The 12740-nt window shown below is 60.4% G+C and carries 10 protein-coding genes; 7 read left to right on the top strand and 3 right to left on the bottom strand.

The window, feature by feature from the left end; translation table 11 throughout:
- The 7 genes from ACIP1X_RS25465 to ACIP1X_RS25435 all read left to right on the top strand — a co-directional run.
- Window positions 1-778 (top strand): phosphate ABC transporter substrate-binding protein PstS family protein (locus ACIP1X_RS25465; protein WP_400755648.1); only part of this gene is annotated, 778 nt, incomplete at its 5' end.
- A gap of 540 nt (window positions 779-1318) precedes the next feature.
- Window positions 1319-3352, top strand: coding sequence for an ABC transporter permease subunit (locus tag ACIP1X_RS25460; protein ID WP_400755649.1), 2034 nt, complete (start codon window positions 1319-1321; stop codon window positions 3350-3352).
- A 16-nt stretch (window positions 3353-3368) separates the two neighbouring features.
- Entirely contained in the window at window positions 3369-5039 is a 1671-nt protein-coding gene (gene pstA, locus ACIP1X_RS25455) for a phosphate ABC transporter permease PstA (RefSeq protein WP_016985764.1), read from the top strand.
- A 169-nt stretch (window positions 5040-5208) separates the two neighbouring features.
- Window positions 5209-6042 carry a phosphate ABC transporter ATP-binding protein PstB gene (gene pstB, locus ACIP1X_RS25450; RefSeq protein WP_008078766.1) on the top strand — a complete coding sequence of 278 codons (834 nt, stop codon included), beginning with the start codon at window positions 5209-5211 and terminating at the stop codon, window positions 6040-6042.
- 125 nt (window positions 6043-6167) lie between these two features.
- Entirely contained in the window at window positions 6168-6929 is a 762-nt protein-coding gene (phoU, locus tag ACIP1X_RS25445; RefSeq protein ID WP_042561816.1) for a phosphate signaling complex protein PhoU, read from the top strand.
- Between the two features lie 164 nt (window positions 6930-7093).
- Window positions 7094-7999, top strand: a complete 906-nt coding sequence (locus ACIP1X_RS25440; RefSeq protein ID WP_212545374.1) for a response regulator — start codon at window positions 7094-7096, stop codon at window positions 7997-7999.
- Between the two features lie 204 nt (window positions 8000-8203).
- Window positions 8204-9100, top strand: coding sequence for a peptidoglycan DD-metalloendopeptidase family protein (locus tag ACIP1X_RS25435; protein ID WP_400755647.1), 897 nt, complete (start codon window positions 8204-8206; stop codon window positions 9098-9100).
- Between the two features lie 169 nt (window positions 9101-9269).
- On the opposite strand, the gene ACIP1X_RS25430 is transcribed toward ACIP1X_RS25435, so the two are convergent.
- The 3 genes from ACIP1X_RS25430 to phoB form a co-directional block, all read right to left on the bottom strand.
- Window positions 9270-10610, bottom strand: a complete 1341-nt coding sequence (locus ACIP1X_RS25430) for a hemolysin family protein (protein WP_053125129.1) — start codon at window positions 10608-10610, stop codon at window positions 9270-9272.
- 123 nt (window positions 10611-10733) lie between these two features.
- Window positions 10734-12020 carry a phosphate regulon sensor histidine kinase PhoR gene (phoR, locus tag ACIP1X_RS25425; RefSeq protein ID WP_218959328.1) on the bottom strand — a complete coding sequence of 429 codons (1287 nt, stop codon included), beginning with the start codon at window positions 12018-12020 and terminating at the stop codon, window positions 10734-10736.
- A 138-nt stretch (window positions 12021-12158) separates the two neighbouring features.
- On the bottom strand, window positions 12159-12740 hold a 582-nt coding region (gene phoB / locus ACIP1X_RS25420; protein ID WP_400755646.1), incomplete at its 5' end, for a phosphate regulon transcriptional regulator PhoB.

Raw genomic sequence — 12740 nt, 5'->3', positions numbered from 1 at the left:
CGCTGGCTCCGCCACTGCGCCACCTGCGCTGACTGAAGGCACCTCCAACCTGGGCCCGATGAGCCGCAAGATGAAGGACACCGAACTGGCTGCTTTCGAGCAGAAGTACGGCTACAAGCCAACCGCTATCCCGGTGGCTGTGGATGCCCTGGCTGTGTTCGTGCACAAGGACAACCCGATCCAGCACCTGACCATGGAACAGGTTGATGCGATCTTCTCGTCGACCCGTCTGTGCGGCGCCAAAGCCGACGTGAAAACCTGGGGCGACCTGGGCGTGACCGGCGACCTGGCCAACAAGCCAGTGCAGCTGTTCGGTCGTAACTCGGTATCCGGCACCTACGGCTACTTCAAAGAAGAAGCCCTGTGCAAAGGCGACTACAAACCAAACGTAAACGAACAACCAGGTTCGGCGTCGGTTGTGCAGTCGATCAGCTCCTCGCTGAACGGCATCGGTTACTCGGGCATCGGCTACAAAACCGCTAGCGTGAAAACCGTTGCTCTGGCCAAGAAGGGCGGCACTGACTTCATCGAAGACACCGAAGAAAACGCCCTGAACGGCAAGTACCCGCTGTCGCGTTTCCTCTACGTGTACGTCAACAAAGCCCCGAACAAGCCTCTGGCTCCGCTGGAAGCTGAGTTCGTGAAACTGGTGCTGTCGAAACAGGGCCAGGAAGTTGTGGTGAAAGACGGCTACATCCCGCTGCCAGCCAAGGTTGCTGCAAAAGCACTGGCTGACCTCGGTCTGCAAGAAGGCGGCGCTGAAGTCGCAAAGAAGTAACCCCGTAGGAGCCGAGCTTGCTCGCGATAGAGGCGCCACGGTTGAAACCGTGGTGGTGAAATGGCGGGCAACCCCGGCCCTGTAGGAGCAAGGCTTGCCCGCGAAGGCTTCGGTGTATTCAGCACCGATATCCCTGATAAACCGCCTTCGCGAGCAAGCTCAGCTCCTACAAATGCCGGCTCAGCCGGCCTCCAAATTTTCGATCCGCTGCCAGTACCCGCTGGCGGTGGATTTGGTGCGTCACTGCATTGTCATCTTTCTGTCATACAGGATCGCTAGGGTGTGCGCATGAATGATCTGGCCAATTCCCCAATGACTACGACTTCCCCTCCCAAGCGCATTGATTTCAATACGCCTGAGCTGCAACGCAAGCGCCGTATTCGTGCGCTCAAGGATCGCTTCACCCGTTGGTACGTCCTCGTTGGCGGCCTGGCGGTGCTGGCAGCCATCACCCTGATCTTCTTCTTCCTCGCCTACGTGGTTGCGCCGCTGTTCAAGGGTGCCGACCTGACCGCGAAAGATGCGATCACCCCGGCCTGGATGCAGGACGCCGGCAAGCCGCTGATGATTTCGCTCGAAGAGCAGAATCAGGTGGCCATGCGTGTGTCCGACAAGGGTCAGGCGCTGTTCTTTGATATCGACAGTGGCGCTGAATTGAAGCGCGTCGATCTGCCGGTTCCGGCCGGCACCACCGTGACCTCGCTGGGTGAAGATCAGCCGGGTCATCCGCTGGTGGCCGTGGGCCTGTCCAACGGTCAGGCGCTGGTGTTCCGTCACACCTATAAAGTCAGCTACCCCGATGGCAAGAAAACCATCACCCCGGCCATCGAGTATCCGTACGGCGAGACGCCGATCGCGCTCAACGAAAGCGGCGGTGCGCTGGAGCACGTCAGCCTTAACGCCACCGACACCACGCTGATGCTGGTGGGCTCGACCGGTTCGCAACTCAACGTGTTGTCGCTGACCAGCGAAGAAAACATGATGACCGGCGAAGTCACCAACGAGCAGAAGCGTATCGATCTGCCGCAGATGACCGAGTCGGTGAAAAACATCTTCGTCGACCCACGCCAGCAATGGCTGTACGTGGTCAACGGGCGTGCTCAGGCCGACGTGTTCAGCCTGCGCGACAAGAGCCTCAACGGTCGCTACAAACTGCTCGAAGACGGCGACGCTGAAGTCACCGCTTCCACTCAGTTGGTCGGTGGTATCTCGCTGATCATTGGCGACTCCAAGGGTGGTCTGGCCCAGTGGTTCATGGCGCGTGACCCGGATGGCGAGCAGCGTCTGAAGCAGATTCGCACCTTCCAGATGGGCACCACGCCGATCGTTGAAATCACCGCTGAAGAGCGTCGTAAAGGCTTCCTCGCGCTGGATGCCAGCGGCAAGCTCGGCGTGTTCCACAGCACCGCGCACCGCACGCTGTTGGTCGATCAAGTGGTAGAAGGTCAGGGCCTGTTCGGTCTGTCGCCACGCGCCAACCGCGTGATCGTCGAAGCCGGCGGCAAGCTGCAACCGCTGCTGCTCGACAACCCGCACCCGGAAGTGTCGTGGAGCGCGCTCTGGAGCAAGGTCTGGTACGAGAACTACGACGAGCCTAAATACGTCTGGCAATCGACTGCGGCCAACACCGATTTCGAACCGAAACTGAGCCTGTCGCCACTGACCTTCGGCACCCTGAAAGCCGCGTTCTACGCGATGCTGTTGGCCGCGCCGCTGGCGGTTGCTGCTGCAATCTACACCGCGTACTTCATGGCCCCGGGCATGCGCCGCAAGGTCAAACCGGTCATCGAACTGATGGAAGCGATGCCGACGGTGATCCTCGGTTTCTTCGCCGGTCTGTTCCTCGCGCCTTATGTAGAAGGGCATTTGCCGGGCATTTTCAGCCTGCTGATGCTGTTGCCGATCGGCATTCTGGTGGCCGGTTTCACCTTCAGCCGTCTGCCTGAGTCGATTCGTCTGCGAGTCCCGGATGGCTGGGAAAGTGCGCTGCTGATCCCGGTGATTCTGTTCGTCGGCTGGCTGTCGCTGTACATGAGCCCGTTCATGGAGAACTGGTTCTTCGGCGGCGACATGCGCATGTGGATTTCCCACGACCTGGGCATCACCTACGACCAGCGCAACGCACTGGTGGTCGGTCTGGCCATGGGTTTTGCGGTGATCCCGAACATCTACTCGATTGCCGAAGACGCCGTGTTCAGTGTGCCCCGTGGCCTGACCCTCGGTTCGTTGGCCCTCGGTGCCACACCGTGGCAGACCATGACTCGCGTGGTGATCCTGACTGCTAGTCCGGGGATCTTCTCGGCGCTGATGATCGGCATGGGCCGAGCGGTCGGTGAAACCATGATCGTGTTGATGGCCACCGGTAACACCCCGGTCATGGAAATGAACCTGTTCGAAGGCCTGCGCACCCTGGCCGCCAACGTCGCGGTGGAAATGCCCGAGTCGGAAGTCGGTGGCAGCCACTACCGCGTGCTGTTCCTCTCGGCGCTGGTGCTGCTGTTGTTCACCTTCGTCATGAACACCCTGGCAGAACTGATTCGTCAGCGTCTGCGCAAGAAATACTCGTCGCTTTAAGCAAAGGTAGAAGTCTGTGAAACAGAACTCCCTGAAAGGATGGTTCAAGAGCGGCGCCCCGGGCGTCTGGATCAGCGGTGGCGCGGTGTCCATCGCGGTCATCATGACCATTGGCCTGCTGGCAGTGATTGCCGTGCGCGGTCTGGGTCACTTCTGGCCGGCGGATCTGGTGCATGCCAGCTACGACGTGCCGGGCCAGGCCCAGCACCTTGTGGTCGGCGAAGTCGTACAGAAAGAAGAAGTGCCACGTGCCCGTCTGAAGAGCGCCGGTTTGCCGGTGCCTGACGTTGGCCCGGAGTTCATGACGCGCGAGCTGATCAAGGTCGGCAACCGTGATTTGAACGGCAACGACTTCACCTGGATCGTCGGCGAGTGGCTGACCAACCAGACCACGCCGCCCGAGTTGATGGCGATCGAGCGCCGCGAGTGGGGCAACTTCTACGGCTACCTGGTCAACGTCAAACAGGATGGCAAAGTCATCGCCGAGGGCGAGGCTGCCTGGCCTGAGCTGCAGGCGCGGATCAACCGTGTGAACGGGCTGGCGGCACAACTGAAGTCGCTGGAAAAGACTGACATCGGTGCAATCAACGCAGGGCTGGAACGCATCCGTCTGCACGGTCGCAAACTGGAACTGGAAGGCAAACTCGACGCCACCGCGCAAGCGGACATGGAATCCGAGCGCGCCGAGCTGAATGCGCGTTATCAGGACATCGAAGCGCGTCTGGCCGATCTGCATGCGCAGTTCAACCGCGACGCGCTGACCGCTCGCGATGCCAATGGCAAAGAGATCGAAATCGGTTTGGGCAAAGTGGTTCACGCCTACCAGCCGAACGCGATGAGCACCTTCACCAAGGTCGGTTTCTACTTCAGCAAGATCTGGGAATTCCTGTCGGACGACCCGCGTGAAGCGAACACCGAAGGCGGGATTTTCCCGGCGATCTTCGGCACCGTGATGATGACCCTGATCATGGCGATGATCGTCACCCCGTTCGGCGTGCTGGCGGCGGTGTACCTGCGTGAATACGCCAAACAGAACACCCTGACGCGGATCATCCGTATCGCGGTGAACAACCTCGCGGGCGTTCCGGCGATCGTTTACGGCGTGTTCGGTCTGGGCTTCTTCGTATACGTACTCGGTGGTTCGGTCGACCGCTTGTTCTTCCCCGAAGCACTGCCGGCACCGACCTTCGGTACACCGGGTCTGCTCTGGGCGTCGCTGACCCTGGCGCTGCTGGCTGTGCCGGTGGTGATCGTGGCGACCGAGGAAGGTCTGGCGCGTATTCCGCGTACCGTGCGTGAAGGCTCGTTGGCCCTCGGCGCGACCAAGGCTGAGACCTTGTGGAAAATTGTGATCCCGATGGCCAGCCCGGCAATGATGACCGGCATGATCCTCGCCGTGGCTCGCGCCGCCGGTGAAGTGGCGCCGCTGATGCTGGTGGGCGTGGTGAAACTGGCGCCGTCGCTGCCGGTGGACGGCAACTACCCGTACCTGCATCTGGACCAGAAGATCATGCACTTGGGCTTCCACATTTACGACGTCGGCTTCCAGAGCCCGAACGTCGAAGCGGCCCGCCCGCTGGTGTATGCCACGGCGCTGTTGCTGGTGCTGGTGATCGCCACGTTGAACCTGTCGGCGGTGTATATCCGCAACCACCTGCGCGAAAAATACAAAGCACTGGATAGCTAAGGACGACGCGAACCCTGTGGGAGCGAGCTTGCTCGCGAAGCTTTTGGCGGCCTCAAGGGCCCCTTCGCGAGCAGGCTCGCTCCCACATTGAACCGCGTCCACTGGAATATCGATGGAAGCTGCAACAAGCAGTGTTCCGAACCAAATTTGTTAGCACAGGGAGCCTCCCATGCAGCACGAAGCACATACCCACGGCATCAACATGTCCGCCCTGGGGCGCGACAAGCAGAGCCTGAATCTCGAACAGGAAACCGTGGCCATCGAAGTACCCGGCCTGAGCCTGTACTACGGCGACAAACAAGCCCTGTTCGACGTCAGCATGAACATTCCGAAACAGCGCGTGACTGCCTTCATCGGCCCGTCCGGCTGCGGTAAATCCACGCTGCTGCGCACCTTCAACCGCATGAACGATCTGGTTGACGGCTGCCGCGTAGAAGGCGCGATCAACCTGTACGGCAACAACATCTATCGCAAGGGCGAAGACGTCGCCGAACTGCGTCGTCGTGTCGGCATGGTGTTCCAGAAGCCCAACCCGTTCCCGAAAACCATCTACGAAAACGTCGTGTACGGCCTGCGCATCCAGGGCATCAACAAGAAGCGCATCCTCGACGAAGCGGTCGAGTGGGCGTTGAAAGGCGCGGCGCTGTGGGACGAAGTCAAAGACCGTTTGCATGAATCGGCACTCGGTCTGTCCGGTGGTCAGCAACAACGTCTGGTGATCGCCCGTACCATCGCGGTTGAGCCGGAAGTGCTGCTGCTCGACGAACCGTGCTCGGCCCTCGACCCGATCTCGACCCTGAAAGTCGAAGAGCTGATCTACGAGCTGAAATCCAAGTTCACCATCGTTATCGTTACGCACAACATGCAACAGGCCGCGCGGGTTTCGGATTACACGGCGTTCATGTACATGGGCAAACTGGTGGAGTTCGGCGACACCGACACCCTGTTCACCAATCCGGCGAAGAAGCAGACCGAAGACTACATCACCGGTCGATACGGCTGATTGAAGCAGCTGCGAGCGGCAAGCTTCAAGCGGCAAGTTAGAAGCGAAGCGGCATGGATCACCACATAACAGCTTGCAGCTTGTAGCTTGCAGCTCTTGGTTAAACGCTTTTTCGGAGCGAATGCATGATTTCCAAAGAAGGCCTCACTCATCACATCTCTGCGCAGTTCAACGCTGAGCTTGAGGAAGTGCGCAGCCACCTCCTGGCCATGGGCGGGCTGGTCGAGAAGCAGGTCAACGACGCGGTAACCGCGCTGATCGAGGCCGACTCCGGTCTGGCTCAGCAGGTGCGCGAGATCGACGACCAGATCAACCAGATGGAACGCAACATCGACGAAGAATGCCTGCGCATTCTTGCCCGTCGTCAGCCGGCGGCGTCCGATTTGCGTCTGATCATCAGCATCTCCAAGTCGGTGATCGACCTCGAGCGAATCGGCGACGAAGCGACCAAGATCGCTCGCCGCGCGATTCAGTTGTGCGAAGAAGGTGAGGCGCCACGCGGTTACGTCGAGGTTCGCCACATCGGCGACCAGGTGCGCAACATGGTGCGCGATGCGCTGGACGCGTTCGCCCGTTTCGACGCCGATCTGGCGTTGTCGGTGGCGCAGTACGACAAGATCATCGACCGCGAATACAAAACCGCCCTGCGTGAGCTGGCGACTTACATGATGGAAGATCCGCGCTCTATCTCGCGCGTGTTGAGCATCATCTGGGTGCTGCGTTCGCTGGAGCGCATCGGCGATCATGCGCGCAACATCTCCGAGTTGGTGATTTACCTGGTGCGCGGCACCGACGTGCGCCACATGGGCCTCAAGCGCATGAAGGAAGAAGTTCAAGGCACAAGCGGCGAAACCGCTAATGTTCCGGGCGTTGCTGACGATAAGTAAGATTGCCTGAGTAAAGCGCCCGGCCCTTTGGCCGGGCGTTTTCGTTTACAGCTTTCGATAAAAAAGCAGCACCCGCGAACGAAAAGTCCCGGCGTGACTGAAGAGTTTTGGCAATGTGCCATCAGCCAGCGTTATGCTTGCCGGGATTTTAATAGGGGTGTTGGATGAGCAAGATCAGTGTGTTGGTCGTGGACGACGCGTCGTTCATTCGTGACCTGGTGAAAAAGTGCCTGCGCAATTACTTCCCGGGGATCCGCACCGAGGACGCCATCAACGGCAAAAAGGCTCAGGCCATGCTGACCAAGGAAGCGTTCGACCTGGTGCTGTGCGACTGGGAAATGCCGGAAATGTCCGGCCTCGAACTGCTGACCTGGTGCCGCGAGCAAGACAACCTGAAAACCATGCCCTTCATCATGGTCACCAGCCGTGGCGATAAAGAGAACGTGGTGCAGGCGATTCAGGCCGGCGTTTCCGGCTACGTCAGCAAACCGTTCACCAACGAGCAACTGCTGACCAAGGTCAAACAGGCCCTGAACAAAATCGGCAAGCTCGACGCCCTGATGAACAGCGCCCCGACCAAGATGAATTCGGCATTCGGCAACGATTCCCTGAGCGCATTGACCGGCGGTAAAGCGCCCGTGGTTGCAGCACCTGCGCCAGCGGCTGCACCGGCGCGCGGTTTGCTCAACAGCCCGCCCGTCAAAGCACCTGCCGCTTCGGCAGCGCCAAGCGGTGGTCGTGGGCATGGCCAGTTGCGTCTGCCGAGCGGCACGCAGCAATGCGTGATCAAAGCGTTGAGCCTCAAGGAAGCGCTGCTGGTGGTGAAGCGCAGCGAGAACCTGCCGCAGATCCTCGACAGCGCGGTGCTCGATCTGGAGCAGGGCGACAATGCCGAGATCGCCCGTCTCAATGGCTACCTGCATGCCGTGGTCGCGCATGAGCAAAAGCCAGACAGCGAATGGCTGCAACTGACCTTCCGCTTCGTCGATCAGGACGCACAGAAGCTCGACTACATCTCCCGCCTGATCGCCCGCGGCACGGCGCAGAAGCACTTCATCCCCGGCGCGTGATCTTCAGCGCCTGAAACCGCCTTCGCGAGCAAGCCCGCTCCCACATTGGAATGCATTCCAAATGTGGGAGCGGGCTTGCTCGCGAAGAGGCCAGAGAAACCACCGCCCATCCCCGCAACAGCCAAATTGAAACATCTGTCGACTCCCCCGGTCTGTTTCACCTGCTAGGCTCTTTTCAGGCCTTCCTTCGACAGACTCTTGCCCATGTTCGCGCGCCTGCTGTTTCTCTGTGGTTTTCTCTTGGCCTCTACCTCGGCTGTGGCCGTCACTGTCTACAAATCCACCGATGCCAACGGTGTGGTCTCGTACAGCGATCGCCCGAGCAAAGGCGCGAAGGAGTTCGTGTTTCAGGATCGCATGGTCGAGCACCTGGAGCGTCAGGTGTACCTCGACATCAAGAAGCAGAAGGGCGGCGACGTGGTGTTCGTGCGCAACGACCTGTACGCGCCGGTCGAGATCGCGCTGGCGTTTATCAGCCTGAGCAACGTGCGCGGTGCGCCGGCAAAAGCCATCCGTCGGGTGCTGCCGGCGCGCAGCAAAACCCGGATGGCGCTGTTGACGCCGATTACTGCCGGCCAACCGTTGCAATATTCGCCGCAGTTTCAGTATTCCCTCGGCAACCCCGTTGGCGTCGCGCAGAGCTATCGCTATCCGCTACCGTGGCGCGGCGGGCCGTTTCGCTTGAGTCAGGGCGCTGAGGGGCAGTACAGCCACTTCGGGCCGAAGAATCGTTACGCGATGGACATCGCCATGCCGGTCGGCACGCCAATCATCGCGGCGCGCGCGGGGGTTGTGGTGAAGGTCGAAAACTCACAGAGCGGTCGCGGCACCGACCCGTCCGGCAACTTCGTGCGCGTGTTGCACAATGACGGGACGATGGGTGTGTACCTGCATCTGAAGCAAGGTTCGGTGAGCGTCAGGGAAGGGCAGCAGGTGACGGTCGGCAGTCCTCTGGCGCTGTCCGGCAACACCGGCAACAGCAGCGGCCCGCATTTGCACTTTGTGGTGCAGCGCAACACGGGGCAGGGGCTGGTATCGATTCCGTATCAGTTCAACCAGCCACTGGGCGCGTTGCCCAACTTTGCGTTGGGCAAGCAGTGATGCGGTGAAGATCAACTGTGGCGAGGGGATTTATCCCCGATGGGCTGCGAAGCAGCCCCAAATCCTACAACCTCGCCATACCTGACAGATCGCGTTTGCTGGCTTTGGGAGGGCTGCGCCCTCCATCGGGGATAAATCCCCTCGCCACAAAAGCCGCCCGCCATCCTGATCAATCCAGCATCAACACCTTCGCCAGCACAATCTTCGGGCCTTTCATCTTTTTAATGATGATCCGCAGGCCTTCGACTTCCAGCACTTCTTCCTCTTCCGGCACGCGGTTGAGGGTTTCATAGACCAGGCCGGCGAGGGTTTCCGCTTCGATGTGATCGAGGTCGATGCCGAGCAGACGTTCCACCTTGAACAACGGCGTGTCGCCACGCACCAGCAGCTTGCCCGGCTGATAGGCGAGGATGCCGCGTTCAGCCTTGCGGTGTTCGTCCTGAATGTCGCCGACCAGCACTTCCAGCACGTCTTCCATGGTCAGGTAGCCGATGATGTTGCCGTCAGCCTCCTCGACCACGGCGAAGTGCGAGCCGCCCTTGCGGAACTGCTCCAGCAACTGCGACAGCGGCATATGGCGCGACACGCGCTCCAGCGGTCGGGTCAGTTCAGCCAGGTTGAACGACTCGGGAATGTGATCCAGCGCCGCCAGTTCCAGCAGCAGATCCTTGATGTGCAGCAGGCCGACGAACTCCTGACGCTCGCTGTCGTACACCGGATAACGGCTGAACTTGTGGCGACGGAACATCGCCAGAATTTCCTTCAGCGGCGCGTTGAATTCCAGCGAGATCAGGTCTTCGCGGGAGTTGGCCCAGTCGACCACTTCCAGCTCGCCCATTTCCACCGCCGAGGCCAGCACGCGCATGCCCTGGTCGCTGGGGTTCTGGCCACGGCTGGAGTGCAGAATCAGTTTCAGTTCTTCGCGGCTGTAATGGTGTTCGTGGTGCGGGCCGGGTTCGCCCTGGCCGGCGATGCGCAGAATCGCGTTGGCGCTGGCGTTGAGCAGGTAAATGGCCGGGTACATCGCCCAGTAGAACAGGTACAGCGGCACCGCCGTCCACAGCGACAGCAGCTCCGGTTTGCGGATCGCCCACGACTTGGGGGCCAGCTCGCCGACGACGATGTGCAGGTACGAAATGATGAAGAACGCGGTGAAGAACGAGACGCCTTTGACGACCTCGGCCGATTGCACACCGACCGCGCTCAGCAGCGGCTCAAGAATGTGCGCGAACGCCGGCTCACCGACCCAGCCCAGTCCCAGGGAGGCGAGGGTGATACCGAGCTGACACGCCGAGAGGTACGCATCGAGCTGACTGTGTACGGTGCGCAGGATATGCCCGCGCCAGCCGTTCTGTTCAGCGATGGCCTCGACGCGGGTCGAGCGCAGTTTGACCATGGCGAATTCCGCCGCAACGAAAAAACCGTTGAGCAAAACCAGGATCAGAGCAAAAAGAATCATGCCGAAATCGGCAAATATTGTTGCGAGGGACAAGCCAGGGGAAGGGTCCATGATGGAGTTTTGCGGGTTCCGTATGATTCAAAAGAAGGTAAAAGCCGCGCCTGAAAGGCAGGCACAAGTCAGCCAATGTAGCGGCTGACCGGGCGATTGCCTAGTGGCGCGTGCCGGGCGGCATCATTCGCTGGCGCTGATCGCCCGTGCATGTGCCACCTGAGCCGGGGCGAAATGGCAGGTGAACGTGCTGCCGTGGCCGGGCACGCTGCTGATCTCCATCCGTGCACGGTGGCGCAGCAACACGTGTTTGACGATGGCCAGGCCCAGCCCGGTGCCGCCGGTGTTGGAGTTGCGGCTGGAATCGACGCGGTAGAAGCGTTCGGTCAGGCGCGGCAGGTGTTTGCTGTCGATGCCGATCCCGGAATCCTGCACGCTCAGGTGCGCGCCTTGATCGTCGCCCGACCAGCGAATGCGGATGTTGCCCTCGGCCGGGGTGTACTTCACCGCGTTGAACACCAGATTGGAAAACGCGCTGCGCAACTCCGCCTCGCTGCCCTTGAGCAAAATGCTCGCATCGGCTTCAAGGGTGATGTGCTGGTTTTTCGCGCCGGACAATTGCTGCGCATCGCTTTTGATCGATTGCAGCAACGTGTCGATCTGCACTGGCTGGTTGTCCGACGGGTAATCAGTGGCTTCCAGTTTCGCCAGCAGCAACAGGTCGTTAAGCAGCGTCTGCATGCGCCCGCCTTGTTGCTGCATCTGCTGCAGCGCTCGGCTCCAGCGCGGGTTCACCTCTTCGACGTTGTCGAGCAGGGTTTCCAGATAGCCGCAGATCACCGTCAGCGGTGTGCGCAGTTCGTGGGAAACGTTGGCGATGAAGTCTTTGCGCATCTGTTCTAGCTGATGGATGCGCGTGACGTCGCGCACCAGCATCAAGTGTTCATTGTTGCCGTAGCGGGTGATGTACAGCTGAATGCGCAGGCGATCATTGGTCGGCGAGGGGATTTCCAGCGGCTCGGCGTAGCTGTCTTGCTCGAAGTACTCCTTGAAGCGCGGATGGCGCACCAGGTTGGTCACCGGTTGGCCGCTGTCCTGCGGGGTCTTCAGACCAAGCAGGGTTTCCGCCGCGCGGTTCCACCATTCCAGATTGCCGTCGCTGTCGAGCATGATCACCGCGTCTTTCAGCGCGGCGGTGGATTCCTGAACCCGGTCGATCACCGCTTGCAGACGCCCGCGTACGCGTTGGTCGCGGCGTTGCAGGTGATAGATGCTGTCAAAAACCTCACCCCACAGGCCATAGCCATCGGGCGGTGCTTCATCGGGTTGGTGCAGGCGCAGCCATTCATGCAACCGCAGCAACTGCTTGAGCGTCCAGGCCAGGTAAATACCCAGACCTGCAGCAAGGCTCCAGCCGTAATAGCCGGTGATCAGGCCGATCACCAGGCAGGCGGTGACCAGCAACAGCATGTGGCGAATCAGGGTGCCATGCCAGTTTTGATTCACGGAGCGTCCTTAACGCAGCTTCGAGTTTCAAGCCACAAGCTTCAAGCTAAAGCGGATCGGCTTCAACTTGCCGCTTGTAGCTAGACGCTTGCAGCTGTTTTTTTATGCTTTGGTGGAAAACCGGTAGCCAGTGCCGCGCACGGTTTGTACCAGATTTTCGTAGGCGTCGCCGAGGGCCTTGCGCAGACGGCGGATGTGCACGTCGACGGTGCGCTCTTCCACATAGACGTTGCCGCCCCAGACCTGATCCAGCAACTGGCCACGGGTGTAGGCGCGCTCCTGGTGGGTCATGAAGAATTGCAGCAGACGGTATTCGGTCGGGCCCATCTCGGCGGGTTTGCCGTCGATGGTCACGCGGTGGCTGATCGGGTCGAGCAGCAGGCCGCCGACTTCGATCGGCGCTTCGCCATCGGTCGGGCCGGCGCGGCGCAACACGGCTTTGAGGCGGGCGACCAGTTCACGCGGGGAAAACGGTTTGGTGATGTAGTCGTCGGCACCGACTTCCAGACCCTGGATCTTGTTGTCCTCTTCGCCCTTGGCGGTGAGCATGATGATCGGGATGTCGCCGGTCAGCTCGTCACGCTTGAGGCGGCGGGCCAGCTCGATGCCGGACGTGCCGGGCAGCATCCAGTCGAGCAGGATCAGATCCGGCTTGCGGTCGACAATGATGGCGTGCGCCTGCTG

Origin of the sequence: Pseudomonas sp. NPDC088885 (assembly GCF_044750025.1) — a bacterium.
Lineage (GTDB): Bacteria > Pseudomonadota > Gammaproteobacteria > Pseudomonadales > Pseudomonadaceae > Aquipseudomonas > Aquipseudomonas rustica.
The sequence above is the reverse complement of the archived record's forward strand: the minus strand, read 5'-3'. Positions and strand labels throughout refer to the sequence as shown.